The following is a 15,763-nucleotide window of genomic DNA, read 5'->3' as shown; positions in this document are numbered from 1 at the left end:
ACGAATATTTGAATAATCATTCTAGTATTCGTGGTAAAAAATCATTCAACAAAACATAAAATTATATGAGCTACCAAAACATACTTTCTAAAACCAATGATGGAATCACTACTATAACCATCAATCGTCCTTCAAAATTGAACGCGCTGAATCGTGAAACGATTCAAGAATTGCACGACGCATTTCAAGAAGCTGAAAATTCATCAAAAACAAAAGTGGTAATCTTAACCGGAAGCGGTGAAAAAGCCTTTGTTGCAGGCGCAGACATTAGTGAATTTGCAGATTTCTCAGTAAAAGAAGGTGGAAAACTGGCTGCAAAGGGACAGGAATTATTGTTTGATTTCGTGGCGAACTTCTCAAAACCCGTAATTGCTGCAGTAAATGGTTTCGCACTTGGCGGCGGTCTCGAATTAGCCATGGCGGCACACTTCCGCATTGCTTCGGATAATGCTAAAATGGGTCTGCCAGAAGTATCATTGGGCGTAATTCCCGGTTACGGTGGCACACAGCGTTTGCCGCAATTGGTGGGCAAAGGCCGTGCGATGGAAATGATTATGACCGCTGGAATGATAGATGCTACACAAGCACTTCAGTACGGCTTGGTAAATCACGTAACCACGCCCGAAGAATTACTTGAGTTTTCAGAAAAAATGGCTGGAAAAATCATGAAAAATTCTTCTGTCGCCATCGCTTCGGCTATTAGGGCAATCAATGCGAACTTTGAAGACGGCGAAAACGGTTTTGAAGTTGAGATTGAAGAATTTGGTAATTGTTTTGGCACCCAGGACTTTAAGGAAGGCACACAAGCGTTCCTTCAAAAAAGGAAGGCGGAGTTTCCAGGGAAATAATTTTTTCTTAAATATTTGATTTGCTTTTGTATTTTCCCCCCTGTAAAAACCTAAACAAATTAAATGATGAAAAAAATTTTTACCCTTCTTTTTTTAGCGTGTTCATTTATATCGCATTCCCAAGACATCTCAATAAAATCAAGCAAAAGCACTGTTTTTAAGGATGATAAGAAACATACCGAGCTTTTGTATTCTGAAGGTGACGGACAAGGCGGCTTTGTTACTGTACGCCTATATTTTGGAGGTTTTATGAAGCAGCCAAAAGGTTATTATATTGAACATTACAACAAAGAACTAAACCTTTTAAAAGAAACCGAATTTGAAATAGACAACAACACTTTTCAAGGCTTAATGGTGAACGATGGTACTGTTTACATTATGGAAGCAGCTTTGGACAAAGAAAAAGAATTGTATAAGTTCAATGTGCTGGAATCACCGTTGGCAGATTTGCAGTTTTCCAGCAAAACGCTTTTTACCTTGGCTGAGAGTGATGTAAAGCAATATTTTGGTGTAGGCATAGGTGTGTTCTTTATAAACAATGGGTGGAGCCAAATGGATTCAGGTGCCTTTGGTGAAGTTACATTTTCAAAGCATAAAAATTTCTTTGCGGTAAATTTTGATATAAAAGATAAAGAATCCCAAACCCAACTTCTCTATGTTTTTGATAAAGGTATGAACCAAATTTTCAAAAAGGAATTCAAGAGAAATATTGAAGACAAATTCTTCATTTATGAAAACGTGGATGTGGACGATACTACCGGAGACATTTTTCTGTTAGGAAAAGTATTTGAGAATGAATCAAAAAAGTCTAAGAAAAACGGCAAGGCAAACTATCATTATGAACTTCATAAAATAAATGAAAGTGGGGAAACACAAGCCAGTTTTAAGACTGATGATAATTTTGTGGGATCACTCTTTACATTGCGCAGCGAGAATTCAATAAGTTGCGCTGGTTTTTATTCCGAAAAAAATGACAACAGGTATAAAGGTGTTTGTAGGTTCAATCTGGACCCAACATCCTTAAATGTTACCCAAAAATCATTCATTCCCTTTTCAGAAGAATTTATCAATGATAAGTATGGAAAGCTAAAAGATAAAGAGCTCCGTAATTTAACATTGAGGAGCAAGCACCTTACCCCAAATGGCGATATTGTGCTAAATGCGGAAGAATTTTATATTACACAACATTCCATGATGTCTGCCAACGGTGGTATGAGTACCCGAGTTACTTATCATTATGACGATATTGTTACCGTTAAAATAAGCGAAGAAGGCAAGTTGGTTTGGGCTAGAAATATCAACAAACGGCAGGCAACCTCTGGAGGGCAGATGGAGTATCTTTCTTTTGCGTCAACCATTGTAGATGATGATACTTACTTATTTCTAAACTGCTCAGATAAAATTAGAACCATTCGTAATGATAGGTTGGAATTTAAGGAAGGGAAATCAATGTTTGCAATAAAAATTGATGCCAACGGCACTTATTCGTATAAGAGTATTTTAAAGGATAAAGACGCCGAAGTGCCGTTTTTTGTAAGCCAAGGTACCACCACTACGCTAGATGGAAAGGAAATAGTTTTTGTGGGAAGGAAAAAATCTAAAAAACAGTTTCTGAAAATAAATATAAAGTAGGCCAAAAAAGTAGGTTTCGTTTTTCTGAAAATTGGAAAACGTAACGAATATTTTAAGTTATAAAAATTAGCCTTTCCGTAGAAAGAAAGGTTATTTTTTAAAAGTAAAATTCAAGTAAAAGAAGATTTATGAAAAATGTTATTTTTTTATTCTGCCTTTTGTTGGGTATAATCGGGCACGCGCAACTAGACTCACTTAAAATTTCGGCAAGCGAGATTTTTAAAGATGAAAAATATAAGACCACACTTCTCTTTGCAAAAGAAGATACTAACGGCGACATCTTCACTGTTAGAAATTACTATTCCAGCATTTCGAATCCAAAAGGGTATTATATCGAACATTACAGCAAGGATTTAAAATTGCTAAAAAGAACAACCTTTGAGGTAAACCGCAATGAAATAAAAGGTGTGTTTTTAACAGCAGATTCGGTGGTTTTGCTACAATTTCAGTACAATTATAAAGAGAAAAAATATGCCTTTGCTACCTTAACTTCTTCAAAAGAAGATTTCAATTTTAGTGAAAAAGAAATCTATGCCCTAGACAGAACTCGTCTTAACAAATACGATCATTTTGGTATTCGTAGCGAGCCAGAATACAGTCTTCATTATCAAAACAATTTGGGCGATTTCGTTGAATCTGAAAACGGCGAATTTATTGCACTCAATCTTTTCACCAAAACAAAAGAAGGGGATGCCCTGCTAGTTATTACTTTCAATAAAAATTTCGAAAAAATTTATGAATACGAATTTGAAAACTTAATAGCTTTAACAGAATCACCGACAAAAAAATTGCAGTTAGAATACCTAAATATGGTAATGGACAACGAGGGCACAGTCTATTTTTTGGGAAGAGTTTTTAATAACGGCGATATAATTCTAGAAAAGAAAAACGCTCCAAATTATTATTTTATTCTTTTTTCAGCTGATGCAGTTTCAAAAAAACAACAGCTCATTTCAATTGAAAGTAACAATATAATTCGTTCGCTTCAATTGGTGAATAAAGTAGAAAAGCTTGCCGCAGTAGGACTTTACATTGACCCTTCAACCACAGGATCCTTTGATAACTATTTGGGATACAGTGGCGTTGTGCGTTTTAATATAGATCCAAAATCTCTAGCAACATCCACCGAATCATTTCGGCCTTTCTCCGAAGAATTTATGGTGGAAAAATATGGAAAGGTGAAAGAAAAATTAAAATCTTTTCTCTCCTATAGAAGCACATTTATGCTAGAAAATGGCGATGTAATTATAAATGCCGAAGAATTTGAAATATATATTGCAGACAAAAATGCAGGCGCAAATCGGATTTATAAAGACATTATTAGTTGTAGAATAAACAGCAATGGCGAATTAGTTTGGGCAAAAAATATTAATAAAAAGCAAAGCGCTTGGTCGCCGCATAATATTCCTTTTCTATCGTATGCTTCCACCACTAAAAATAATGTTTTCTATTATTTTGTGAATGCAGCTTCAGATTTAAAAATTTTGAAAAACAATGAAATAGAGTTTAAGGAAGGACCGAAATTATACCTTCTAAAAATGTACGAAACTGGTGCATTTAGGTATGATAAGATTTTGTTTCCCGATATTTACAACGCACATCTCGGGCTGCGATTTGGTGTGTTATTAAATGAATCGGATATTTTGGTGCAAGCAGAAAGTAATGATAAACCAATGATGGTGAAATTATATTTCTAATTTTAATTTATTTTCTCCAAAGTTCGAAAGCATGCCGTAAGATTCTTAACTTTATAGACTCTTTTTCTGAAACTCCATTCTAAAAATTATGAAAAATTACTTCTTATTAATTGCCACGTTCTTATTGCCTATTACTTCAATAGCCCAAGAAAAAGCCGAACCGTGGTTTAAAGACGGCGAGGCCCAAATTGTTCCCGCTTTTGAAAATCAAAAAGATTGGATACGCACAGATTTATGGGTAGAAACAACCTTTGACACCGATGGTGATGGCAAACCAGACCGCATGCACGTTGACGTTACAAGGCCTAAACAAACCGAAACTGACGGATTAAAACTGCCAGTAGTTTATGAATCAAGCCCCTATTTTGCTGGGGTGGCGCCAGACGTTGAGGGTGCTTTTCACGATGTTTATCAGGAATTGGGTGCGCCCGGAAAGGACATTGTCCATCCTTCTGTAAAAAGATGGGGCAAGCGACCCATAATTTCCAATACACAAACCTCAACTTGGGTTCCTCGCGGGTTTATCGTTATACATTCCTCTTCCCCAGGAACTGGACTTTCACAGGGTTCGCCAACCGTGGGTGGCGACAATGAATCATTGGCTCCAAAAGCAGTTATAGATTGGCTAAACGGTCGCGCAAAAGGCTATACAACTCCCGACGGAACCGAAGAAGTAAATGCATATTGGACTACAGGAAAAGTCGGGATGACAGGAACATCATATAACGGTACAATTCCGTTGGCCGCTGCAACTACAGGCGTTGAAGGGCTTGAAGCCATCATTCCTATTGCGCCAAATACTTCCTATTACCACTATTATCGTTCTAATGGATTGGTGCGCTCGCCGGGTGGATATTTAGGAGAAGATGTGGACGTACTTTATGATTTTATTCACAGTGGCGATGAGTCAAAAAGAGCTTACAACAATGCAACTTATCGCGATAACGAAATAAAAAATGGCATTGACCGTAAAACAGGCGATTACAACGATTTTTGGGCGGGTCGTGATTATCTAAATGATATGAAACCTATGAAAGCCGCACTATTTATGGCGCATGGGTTTAACGACTGGAACGTAATGCCTGAACATAGTTACAGAATTTACAAGGCGGCTGAAGAAATGGGATTGCCTGTAAAAATTTATTACCATCAATACGGACACGGCGGGCCACCACCACTTTCTATGATGAATAGATGGTTTACACGTTATCTTTTTGGAATTGAGAATGGTGTTGAAAAAGAACCGAAAGCGTGGATTGTTCGCGAGAATGACAAAAACGACAATCCAACACCCTACGCCAACTATCCAAATCCCGATGCCGAAAAAGTTATGCTTCATCTAAATTCTACTTCCCCAAATGAAGGAATTTTGGCTATCGAAAAAAAGAATACAGTACAACTTCAAGCTATGTTGACTGATGACTATAATTTTTCAGGAGATTCGCTCGCGCAACTTGCAAATTCCATTCACAGATTACTTTTTGTAACTCCAGTTTTAAAGGAAGACTTACATCTTTCGGGACTTTCAAAATTGAATATAAAACTGGCCAGCAGCAAACCCGCAGCCAATCTTTCCGTTTGGATGGTTTCTTTGCCTTGGAACAAAGATCCTGATGCAAAAATTACTAACAATATTATTACAAGAGGTTGGGCAGATCCCCAGAATTACAAGTCTATTACCGAAAGTGAACCTTTAAAACGAGGCAAATTTTATGAAATGTCTTTCAATCTTATTCCAGACGATCAAGTGATTCCAGCTGGGCAACAGATTGGGTTGATGATTTTTTCAAGCGATAGTCAATTCACACTTTTACCAGAACCGGGAACTATACTCACTATTGATCTTGACGAAACAACTATTGAAATTCCAGTGGTTGGCGGGAAAGAAGCTTTCAAAAAAGCAATACATAATTAGGAATATTTCCTAATTTAGAAGGATTTATTCCTAATAATAATTAACTTTGAAGATTCCTAACTTCAAAGTTTTTTTATGTCTGATAATATTCTAAAAGGCCGTGGCGCCCAGAAAAATGTTCACAACCGTTTCTTCGAAAATAGCCACGAAGTTTTGGACGAATATTTAAATTTCTGCGAAGCTGAGGGTGAAGAAGCAGACAAAAACAAAACAAAGTACATTGAGATTTTTCCCAAAACATTTGTAAATAAAGTGAATAGCCCAGATGTTGGGATGGGCTATTCTGCAAATCCGTATCAAGGTTGCGAGCACGGCTGTGTATACTGCTACGCAAGAAACAGCCACGAATATTGGGGTTATGGCGCGGGCTTGGATTTTGAACGAAACATTCTCTTTAAAAGAAATGCACCACAACTTTTGGAAGAAAAAATAACTTCGAAGAATTGGGTAGGCGAAACCATCATTTTTTCAGGAAATACAGATTGTTATCAGCCATTGGAGCGCAAAATGGAAATAACCCGAAAATGTTTGGAAGTAATGCTGAAGTGGAAACATCCAACAGGAATCATCACAAAAAATTCGCTAATACTTCGCGATCTCGATATTTTGAAGGAAATGGCGAAGTTGAATATTATTTCGGTCAACATTTCTATCACTTCCCTTTCCGAAGATACGCGTAGATTGTTAGAACCTCGAACAGCGAGCATAAAACAGCGTCTTAAAACTGTTGAGATTCTTTCAGAAAATGGCATTCCAGTTCGGGTTATGATGGCGCCGATTATTCCTTCGCTGAACAGTCACGAAATACTTCCTTTGGTAAAAAAAGTAGCAGAACTTGGAGCGGTAGATGTAAGCTACACCATTGTAAGATTGAATGGCCAGATTGCAGAAATCTTTAAGGATTGGGCACACAAAACTATCCCCGATAAGGCGGAACGCATTTTAAACCAAATTGCAGAATGCCACGGCGGAAACCTCAACGATAGCAATTGGGGACGACGAATGAAAGGTGAAGGAACAATAAGCGAACAGGTGAAAAACACGATGGCGATCGCAAAAAAGAGATACTTAAAAGACAGCAAAAGAGAGCCCTTAGATACTTCGCACTTTCTAGAACTTAAAAATCCGCAGCTGCGGTTGTTTTAATTAGTAACTTTGGCTTTGTCCATAATGGCTGAAATTGCGACTATTAAATTTATGAATATCTTTAAAAAACTACTTCTTTATTGCTTCGTACTAAATTGTTCTTTCTTTTTTGGACAGGAAAAAACCGATATTTCTCAACAGTCATTTGAATCTATTAGTGACTCTATTAACAAATATCTATTTAATGATCTTCCCAAAGCCGTTGATGCGTCTAACGCCTTTATTTTAAAAGCTAAAAGAGAAAGCGATACGAAAAAAGAATGGCAAGGAATTCAGGCTCTCGCCATTATTTACGAACGCCACCGCGAGTTAGATAAAGCACAAAAACAGTTTGAAAAAGCCCTGAGTTTTGCTGCAAAAAACAAACTGGAAGGAGAGATTGTTGGTTCCTATATTTTGGGAGCGCAAGTTCAAATGAGTCTTTCAAACGTCTCAAAAGCACTTGAAATTTTGGAAACAGCGCTTTTAAAATCTGAAGGAATCGAAAACGAATTTTGGAGGGAAAATGTTTTACAATATATATCATATATCTTACAAATGTCTGGCGACACTCAGAAAGCAATCGAAATTCGAAAAAAAACTATTTCGATTTATAAAAATAAGCCGCTTGATTCTGCTTTCACTGCAACTACAAAAAAAACAATTCTCGTTAATACTTACTCTGAGCTTTCGGGTTCATTCCTTAAAATTAAACAAGCAGATTCTGCAAAATACTACAGCAGGCAGATTTCAAAATTAGTTACTCCAGAAGATAGCTGTAATCAGCGAATATTATACGAAGCCCAGGGAGAAATTGCTTTCTTTGAAAAAAAATATAGTGAAGCCAAGAAAAACTTTAGAGCTGCTTCAAAAATTTGTGATCTGAATTCACCTTTGATGGATTTACGGATGAACTATGATTTGGGAAAAGTGGAGCACGGAGAAGGCAATTTTGAGGCAGCAAAAGAACTCTTGCAACAGTCGCTTGACAATTATGACGTTAAACCTGAGGAAGAAGGATTTATGTCTGATTACTACAAGCTTTTGGCAGATAGTTATAAAGAAACAGGCAATTTGGAAAGGGCCAATTTTTATTTTGAAAAATACATAAATACCACATCTGAATTTGATAAAATTAAAAGTGAGGTAAAAGCTTCGACAAAGGCACAGGAAATTGAAAAATTCAGAAGCGAGTTAAAAACACTCGAAGCTGAAAAAGAAAAAAAACAAACCTATCTCAATTATCTGTTTTTAGGGGCTTCACTTATAATTTTGGCACTTCTATTTATATTGCTACGCTTTTACAGAAACAAAAAGAAAAACGAAGCCAAGTTTGAAGCATTACTGAAAAAAATGAAAAATTCTTCTGAAGACAATTTGAATATAATTGATACCAAAGACGATGTCTTAGAAGAAAAAAACACAATAGATGTACCTAACGAAATAAAACAACAAATTCTCGATGGGCTTAAAAAGCTAGAAAAACAGGAATATTATCTAAAACAGGATTGTAATTCATACAATGTTGCGAAAAAGATAAATACAAATACTTCGTATCTTTCAAAAGTAATAAACTCGCATTACGGTAAAAACTTCAACACCTATATTAATGACCTCCGAATAAATTATACCATTGTTCGCCTTAAAAACGATGTTATCTTTAGGTCTTATTCTGTTCAATCTATCGCTGAGGAAGTAGGCTATAAATCTGCAGATTCATTTACCAAATATTTCAAAAAAGACACCGGTTTAAATCCTTCTTTCTACATTAAGGAAATTAAAAATATAGCTTAAAAACATCCATTGCACCCTAAATTTATAAATATAGGGCTAGCTTTTTCTCTTTACTTCAGATTAATTAAAATAACTTTAAAACGCTTTGTTTTCAATGCCTAACATAATTTTTATACTTCCCCAATTTTCTAAATCTGGGGATGCTTCTCTTTTATTATAGTGTTTTGTGTTGCAAGTTTGTTTCAGAAATTAACCACGAAACAATTATTATGAAAACACGAAAAACAAAGAAAGTATGAAAGCAACAACTCGAATTACAATCATTAAATTTGCAATTGGCCTTGTAATTGGAATTGCAATATATCTAATCGTAAAACTAATTTTCTAAAATAAACATTATGACAACACTTCTAAAATTTACAATCGCAATTACAATGCTGTTTCTAGCAGGATCAATAAACGCCCAAGATCTTAACGGGTCTTACAGCGGCACGCTCGAAGCACAGGGCATGAAAATGGAACTTATTTTTAACATTACGCCAACTAACGATGGTTATAGCGCAACGCTAGATGTTCCTGCCCAAGGAGCAAGCGGAATAGAACTCGATTCCGTATTATTGCAGGATAAAAATATTACCATTACTTCGTCCAAAATGGGATTGACCTATACCGGTACAGTTTCTGGAGAACTCATTGAAGGAAGCTACGAACAAATGGGACAAAAATACCCGCTAAACCTAAAGAAAACTGTGAAGACAAAACCAGGAAATACTGCGCTTCCCTCTACCGATGCAGCGCTTGAAAAATTAGCTGCAATGGAATCTGGGAATTACAAATATTCAGTTGAAGATTATTTTAAAACGCCAGAAGCTTATTCCTTTCAACTTTCTCCAGACGGCAAGTTTATAAGTTATATGAAAAGAAGGGAAACAGGAGAACGTGATTTATATTTAAAAGAAACCGCAACCCAAAAGGAAACCTTACTTATTGAACAAAAAGAGGATTTAATACGCGGTTACTTTTGGGCAAACAACACGAGACTTTTATACCTGCAAGATAAGGGCGGTAATGAAAACCAACATGTTTTTGGCGTAGATGTTACAGGCCAAAATAAAAAAGAATTAACTCCATACGAAGGCGTTAAAGTAAATATTATTGAATCTCTAAAAGAAGACGAAGACCACGTAATTGTCCAGATGAATAAGGATGATTTACAACAGGAAGAACCGTACCGCCTTAATATCAATACGGGAGAAGCTACAAAACTTTACACAGTAAAAGCCGGCGATCCGCCAGTAAGCTCGTATGATTTTGACCGAAAAGGAAATTTACGTGCCATTAACCGTATTGTAGATGGCATTAATATGGAATTGTTATATGAAATAGACGGAGAATTTAAGCGCGTAAAGCTCACCGAGTTTGGCGACACATTCAGTATTTCATCTTTCAACCCAAGCAGCAAAAATCCGGACGATGCTTATGTTATTTCAAATTTAGAGGATGATAAAATTGAAATTCAACTATTCGATTTAAAAGAAAATAAAAAAATAAAAACCCTTTTCAGTAATGACACTTTTGATGTTTCAGGAGTTTCGCTTTCAAGAAAAAGAAATTACGAAATAGATTATTTCAGCTTTACGGGAGAAAAAACTGAAATTGTACCCGTTAGCGCTACTTACAAGAAAATCTATGCTCGTTTGCAAAAGGAATTTGGCGACAAGCAGTTCTTCACTTTAGGAAAAACCGATGACGAGTCACAATATATGGTTGCTGTTACTAGCGATAAAATTGTAGGAGAATATTATTTATATGATGTTGAAAAAGACACGGTAACGCTTTTATATAAGTTATTGCCGCATTTAAAAGCTGAAGATATGGCTACTATGAAGCCAATCAAGTTTAAAAGCCGTGACGGACTTACCATTTACGGTTACATTACATTACCAGCAAATTACAAAGAAGGCCAACAGGTGCCGCTAATTGTAAATCCACACGGCGGACCGCAGGGCATTCGGGATAATTGGGGTTTTAACCCAGAAGCGCAGTTATTTGCAAGTCGCGGTTATGCAACTTTACACGTTAACTTTAGAGTTTCCGGTGGTTATGGTAAAGCATTTTTAAAAGCAGGTTTTGGCGAAATTGGCCGTAAAGCAATGGATGATGTGGAAGATGGCGTAGATTACGCAATAGCGCAAGGCTGGGTAAATAAGGATCTTGTAGCAATTTATGGCGGAAGTCACGGTGGATACGCAGTTTTACGCGGAATGACCAAAACCCCGGAAAAATATGCCTGCGGTGTAGATTATGTTGGGGTAAGTAACTTACATACGTTTATGGGCACCATTCCTCCATATTGGGAAAAATATCGTGAACTGTTGTATAAAATTTGGTACAACCCAAACATTCCCGAGCAAAAGGCGATTATGGACGAGATTTCTCCTGCTTTACACGTAGATAAAATAACGAAGCCTTTATTTGTAGTACAAGGTGCAAATGATCCTCGCGTAAATATTAATGAAGCCGATCAAATTGTGGAAACGCTTAGAGCAAAAGGCGTAGAAGTACCTTATATGGTAAAATATGATGAAGGCCACGGTTTTGGGAAAGAAGAAAACCAATTAGCACTCTATAAAACGATGATGGGCTTTTTCGCGGAAAATCTTAAGACTAAAAAGTAAGTAAATAAAACCTTTAATAAATTAATTAATGCCGGTGCTTTTTGTACCGGCATTAATATTTAGGGCTTTTAACGCTTTATCTTTTCACCCACCACAGTATAGGAAATCTGATCATGAAACAACTTTCGTGTTTTCATAAATGTGAAAATCTGAATGATTAAAGGAATAACCAAAAAATACGAATAGGCTGTTAACAAACGGAAGATATTTCGCCAAAAGGCTTTAAAAAAAGATACGCGATGCCCGTTTCTATCGCTAATTTCTAGTTTCATAATCTGCTTGCCAAAAGTGCCTCGAAATTTTGAAGATTCGAAGATGGCGCAAATAATAAAGTAGAAAAATAGACTGAATACAACAATAAAACCAGCCTCTGTGTCTGATACATCTTCTGGGTTTTCGGGATAAAGGATAACCGAAACAATTGACCATAAAATTATTGCAAACAGCATTGCAGGAATAGTAGTAATTATATTGTCGAGAAAGTAAGCTACGGCTCTTTTCCACAGTACGTCTTTATAGTATTTTTTCCGCCACTCTACGTCCATGGCAACATTGTCAATTTTTTTTGATTTCGTTTTAGGCTGCTCTTGCTCAACTTTTTTGGCCTCTACTTTCTCTCTTGTTTTCTCAAGATTTGGGTTTTCTTCTATATTTTCATGCTCTGGGGGTGCTTTATCTATACTAATATCTTCCAAAGCCTGAGCAATTTTTAAATCTGCCTGTTCCAACTCCACTTCATTTTCATACGTAAAATTTTCGATGGCCTCATAAATATCTGTTACTACCGCTGTTAAGGCATCGTCTTCACTATTCCAAAATTGCTTATTATTTAAAGGTTGGAAATTTTTAGGCAAGAGAGGAAGGTTAACAAAAGGGGTAGATTTCCACATACAGTTACGCACCAATATTGGCAGCATTACAGTTTCGTTTCTATTATACCTTTCTATAACTTTTTGCGTACGGGCATATGTTTCATTATCATTTATAAAATCTGAGCTTATAAAGGCTAACACAATTTCTGCTTCGTATAATTTCTGCTTGTATTCTTTTACGTCTTGGCCAGGCGGAATTTCAAAATCACTTTCAATTTCAATAGGTCTTCTTGAACTTCTTATAACGGGGGCAAGATATTTTTTTATAGCCATTACTTGTTTTTCATCTTCGGGCGCGGCTAAAAAATAGATATTTATTGCATCTATTTCCATGGTTGTTTCAGATTTTTTGGTTGCCATTTTTGATTAACTTTAATGGTTAGTAGTTAGATATTTTCATATTAATTTAAAAGAAAACCTTGGATAGTCACTTATTTTGCAATAATGTGGTCTACAAGCCTTTCTATTCCTTCTGCAACTTCGGTAAAAGCCGTGTCGCGATCTGGATAATCTAAAATTGGACGGGCGTTACGAGGCAAAGCCTGCAGTTTTGCATAGGGCAATGAAGTCCATTTGCAGTTTCTAAGAATAATGGGGACCACGTAGACGCTTCCTTCTTCATGACGGCGCATAGCCTCTGCCAACTCTTTGTCCCAAATAAAATCTGAAGCGTTAAAATCAACACTAATTAAGAGCAAAATTACATCGGCCTTCCGCAATTCGTCCATTATAGAATCATTCCATTCCTGACCAGCAATAAGAGCCCTATCGTTCCAAGTATCAATTTTACCGGAGCGTTTTAATACCTTTAGGTATTTGTCCATTTCGTTTTTAAGTTCCTCATCTTCGTGAGCATAAGAGGTGAAGATCTGAACTTTCGATAGTGAAGAATCTGTCATAATATCCGAACTTATTTTAAACTATTATTAGCTCCAAAAGATTTGGAGTTTTAGAATTATAATAGTGAGGATATTATCTTGAGAGATAAATATTAGGTTTAAATATATGAAATTTATCGTAAAAGAGTTTAAAAAGAGTTTTTAAATTATTTACTCTGAGCCTTTTGGAGCAACACTTCGGAATAAAATAACAGCGATTTTGTTGAAAACATTATACATTGCTACCCGCCCATTCCGCATAGAATTGTTTTAAAAAACCTTCCATAAACTGATGCCGTTGTTCCGCAATTTTTCTTCCCGTTTCAGTATTCATTCGGTCTTTTAAAAGTAATAATTTTTCGTAGAAATGATTGATTGTTGGCGCATCGGAAGCTTTATATTCCGAAGGAGTCATTTTTAGATTTGGCTTAATCTCGGGATCGTAAAGTTTTCGGTTTTTAAAACCGCCGTAGTTGAATGTTCGTGCAATGCCAACAGCTCCCAAAGCATCCAGTCTGTCTGCATCCTGTACAACATCCAATTCTTTAGAGTGAAATTGCTGGATTTTATTTCCACCTTTGAATGAAATATTTTCTATGATTTTTACAACGTGCTCAATTATTTCTTCTGAAAGATTTTGTGATTTCACGAATTGATGTGCCTTTTTTGGCCCAACGGTTTCATCGCCAGCGTGAAATTTTGAATCGGCAATATCGTGAAGCAATGCGCCAAGCGAGACCACCATTTTATCTACGTTTTCACTTTCAGAAATTAGCAAAGCATTTTTATAAACCCGTTCAATGTGAAACCAATCGTGGCCTCCTTCGGCATTTTGCAATTCATTCTTAACGAAGGTGATTGTATTTTGAATTATTTCTTCGGTAGAAAATAAAGCCATTATTTGTGGATTTTTGAAGTGATTGTTTCTTCCACTTTGTCAATCAACATTTCCACGTCGTAATCTGCGATTTTTATGGCGGGGTGCGCGGTCATTTCCAGCCGAACGCCCATTTGAATCGGAAACATGCCCCAACGTTGCAATTTCCAGGAATTGTTGATTGAAACCGGAACTACATAGCCGTCTGGAACTTTTTTGAAAAGCGTTTGTAGACCGCTTCTTCGGAAAGGCTTTGGCACACCCGTTTTGCTTCGAGTTCCCTCGGGGAAAATAACCCCGCTTCTTCTGAATTTTTGAAGGTATTTTGAAAATTTCACCATTTCAACTATCGCTTGCCTCGGGTTTTTTCGGTCTATCAAAATGGAACCGCCATGACGTAGATTGAAGGAAACAGAAGGAATGCCCTTGCCCAATTCTACTTTGGAAATAAATTTGGGATGATATTTTCGTAAATACCAGCTTATGGGCGAAATATCCCACATGCTTTGATGGTTTGATACGATTATAATGGGCACATTATTGGGTATGCTTGTGTTTATATCAACATGAAAGGTAGTTCCCAAAGCGTGTAGACAGCGTATTATTGTCCAGTTAAAACAATCAACAGTTTTTTTGTGCGCCGAATAACCAAACCAGTTAAAACTAATCCACTGAATAGGATGAAAAACTAAGATTGTAATACCAAAAAGCAGGTAAAACAGTACCGTAAAAGGATAACTAATAATTTTTGACAGTGCCTTCATTGCTATTCAAAAGTAAGAAAACCGTCCTTAAAAAAACGGTTTTCCTTTTTGCATGTGTAAAATTTCAAATTTGAAAAAGTCAACGTTTTGATTTCGACTTATTTTTCAATGTATTTCGGTCTATGTAGATGTAATTATAAACGCAAAGGCCAATAACTACTAACCAAAATACTCTGTAAAGCCAATCATCTATTTCTTTCCCGAACAAATGTGAAACCCTCGGATTTTCGTAAATATTAAATAAAAGTGCTCCAAGAGCGAGGATTCCAACAACAATCGTTAATGGTTTAGTTGCTTTCATTCAAAGATCAATCTGTAATTAGCAATATTCGTTATAGGCGCCTTTCAAGTTTTCGGCAATCATTTGTGCAGGGCGGCCTTCAATGTGGTGACGCTCTAACATATGGACCAACTCACCATTTTTGAACAAAGCCATAGCTGGTGAACTTGGTGGAAACGGAACCATACTAGCTCTTGCGGCATCAACTGCCTCGCGGTCCACGCCTGCAAAAACTGTTACCAAATGGTCTGGCTTTTTGTCATTTTGAATTGACATGGCTGCTCCTGGACGCGCATTGGCAGCAGCACATCCACAGACGGAGTTTACAACTACTAAGGTGGTTCCTTCTTTTTTCAAGGCTTCTTCAACGTCATTTGCAGTATGTAGTTCGGAAAAACCTACTTTAGTTAGGTCTTCACGCATTGGTTTTATTAAATCGGGTGGGTACATAATATTTGTATTT

Annotated in this window: 13 protein-coding genes; 7 read left to right on the top strand and 6 right to left on the bottom strand. The window is 36.5% G+C overall.

Annotated elements, in window-relative coordinates:
* Positions 1–65 precede the first annotated feature (65 nt).
* From ESV24_RS04275 to ESV24_RS04245, 7 genes are all read left to right on the top strand, one after another.
* Complete coding sequence (locus ESV24_RS04275; RefSeq protein ID WP_111815422.1) at positions 66–848, top strand: enoyl-CoA hydratase/isomerase family protein; 783 nt, start codon at positions 66–68, stop codon at positions 846–848.
* Positions 849–911: 63 nt separating this feature from the next.
* A complete protein-coding gene (locus tag ESV24_RS04270) occupies positions 912–2,480 on the top strand; it encodes a hypothetical protein (protein WP_111815421.1) in 1,569 nt (522 codons plus the stop codon).
* Positions 2,481–2,608: 128 nt separating this feature from the next.
* Positions 2,609–4,177, top strand: coding sequence for a hypothetical protein (locus ESV24_RS04265; protein ID WP_111815420.1), 1,569 nt, complete (start codon positions 2,609–2,611; stop codon positions 4,175–4,177).
* Positions 4,178–4,265: 88 nt separating this feature from the next.
* Positions 4,266–6,092 carry a Xaa-Pro dipeptidyl-peptidase gene (locus tag ESV24_RS04260; RefSeq protein WP_111815419.1) on the top strand — a complete coding sequence of 609 codons (1,827 nt, stop codon included), beginning with the start codon at positions 4,266–4,268 and terminating at the stop codon, positions 6,090–6,092.
* A gap of 75 nt (positions 6,093–6,167) precedes the next feature.
* Complete coding sequence (locus ESV24_RS04255) at positions 6,168–7,238, top strand: PA0069 family radical SAM protein (RefSeq protein ID WP_111815418.1); 1,071 nt, start codon at positions 6,168–6,170, stop codon at positions 7,236–7,238.
* A 51-nt stretch (positions 7,239–7,289) separates the two neighbouring features.
* Positions 7,290–9,011, top strand: coding sequence for an AraC family transcriptional regulator (locus ESV24_RS04250; protein WP_160110593.1), 1,722 nt, complete (start codon positions 7,290–7,292; stop codon positions 9,009–9,011).
* A 338-nt stretch (positions 9,012–9,349) separates the two neighbouring features.
* A complete protein-coding gene (locus tag ESV24_RS04245; protein WP_111815416.1) occupies positions 9,350–11,629 on the top strand; it encodes a S9 family peptidase in 2,280 nt (759 codons plus the stop codon).
* Between the two features lie 68 nt (positions 11,630–11,697).
* Here ESV24_RS04245 and ESV24_RS04240 read toward each other — a convergent pair whose 3' ends face one another.
* From ESV24_RS04240 to ESV24_RS04215, 6 genes are all read right to left on the bottom strand, one after another.
* Positions 11,698–12,861: an RDD family protein gene (locus tag ESV24_RS04240; RefSeq protein ID WP_111815415.1), complete on the bottom strand. Its 1,164-nt coding sequence runs from the start codon at positions 12,859–12,861 to the stop codon at positions 11,698–11,700.
* Between the two features lie 71 nt (positions 12,862–12,932).
* Positions 12,933–13,400 (bottom strand): toll/interleukin-1 receptor domain-containing protein, encoded by a 468-nt coding sequence (locus ESV24_RS04235; protein ID WP_111815414.1) that lies wholly within the window; start codon positions 13,398–13,400, stop codon positions 12,933–12,935.
* Positions 13,401–13,611: 211 nt separating this feature from the next.
* Positions 13,612–14,277: an HD domain-containing protein gene (locus tag ESV24_RS04230; RefSeq protein WP_111815413.1), complete on the bottom strand. Its 666-nt coding sequence runs from the start codon at positions 14,275–14,277 to the stop codon at positions 13,612–13,614.
* The gene (locus tag ESV24_RS04225; protein ID WP_111815412.1) at positions 14,277–15,020 is read right to left on the bottom strand and encodes a lysophospholipid acyltransferase family protein; all 744 of its coding nucleotides are present in this window, start codon (positions 15,018–15,020) and stop codon (positions 14,277–14,279) included. The genes ESV24_RS04230 and ESV24_RS04225 overlap by 1 nt, the downstream gene beginning before the upstream one ends.
* Positions 15,021–15,099: 79 nt before the next feature.
* A complete protein-coding gene (locus tag ESV24_RS04220) occupies positions 15,100–15,321 on the bottom strand; it encodes a hypothetical protein (protein WP_111815411.1) in 222 nt (73 codons plus the stop codon).
* 18 nt (positions 15,322–15,339) lie between these two features.
* Positions 15,340–15,750 (bottom strand): BrxA/BrxB family bacilliredoxin, encoded by a 411-nt coding sequence (locus ESV24_RS04215; RefSeq protein WP_111815515.1) that lies wholly within the window; start codon positions 15,748–15,750, stop codon positions 15,340–15,342.
* Positions 15,751–15,763: the final 13 nt, after the last annotated feature.

The sequence above is a fragment of the Aequorivita lipolytica genome, assembly GCF_007997135.1.
Classification (GTDB): domain Bacteria; phylum Bacteroidota; class Bacteroidia; order Flavobacteriales; family Flavobacteriaceae; genus Aequorivita; species Aequorivita lipolytica.
The sequence above is the reverse complement of the archived record's forward strand: the minus strand, read 5'-3'. Positions and strand labels throughout refer to the sequence as shown.

Excerpts from the sequence above, each read along its gene's own strand:
- ESV24_RS04255 (WP_111815418.1), top strand. The coding sequence starts at position 6,168 with ATGTCTGATAATATTCTAAAAGGCCGTGGCGCCCAGAAAAATGTTCAC.
- ESV24_RS04245 (WP_111815416.1), top strand. The coding sequence starts at position 9,350 with ATGACAACACTTCTAAAATTTACAATCGCAATTACAATGCTGTTTCTA.
- ESV24_RS04215 (WP_111815515.1), bottom strand. The coding sequence starts at position 15,750 with ATGTACCCACCCGATTTAATAAAACCAATGCGTGAAGACCTAACTAAA.
- ESV24_RS04270 (WP_111815421.1), top strand. The coding sequence starts at position 912 with ATGATGAAAAAAATTTTTACCCTTCTTTTTTTAGCGTGTTCATTTATA.
- ESV24_RS04240 (WP_111815415.1), bottom strand. The coding sequence starts at position 12,861 with ATGGCAACCAAAAAATCTGAAACAACCATGGAAATAGATGCAATAAAT.
- ESV24_RS04235 (WP_111815414.1), bottom strand. The coding sequence starts at position 13,400 with ATGACAGATTCTTCACTATCGAAAGTTCAGATCTTCACCTCTTATGCT.
- ESV24_RS04265 (WP_111815420.1), top strand. The coding sequence starts at position 2,609 with ATGAAAAATGTTATTTTTTTATTCTGCCTTTTGTTGGGTATAATCGGG.
- ESV24_RS04225 (WP_111815412.1), bottom strand. The coding sequence starts at position 15,020 with ATGAAGGCACTGTCAAAAATTATTAGTTATCCTTTTACGGTACTGTTT.
- ESV24_RS04250 (WP_160110593.1), top strand. The coding sequence starts at position 7,290 with ATGAATATCTTTAAAAAACTACTTCTTTATTGCTTCGTACTAAATTGT.
- ESV24_RS04275 (WP_111815422.1), top strand. The coding sequence starts at position 66 with ATGAGCTACCAAAACATACTTTCTAAAACCAATGATGGAATCACTACT.
- ESV24_RS04220 (WP_111815411.1), bottom strand. The coding sequence starts at position 15,321 with ATGAAAGCAACTAAACCATTAACGATTGTTGTTGGAATCCTCGCTCTT.
- ESV24_RS04260 (WP_111815419.1), top strand. The coding sequence starts at position 4,266 with ATGAAAAATTACTTCTTATTAATTGCCACGTTCTTATTGCCTATTACT.
- ESV24_RS04230 (WP_111815413.1), bottom strand. The coding sequence starts at position 14,277 with ATGGCTTTATTTTCTACCGAAGAAATAATTCAAAATACAATCACCTTC.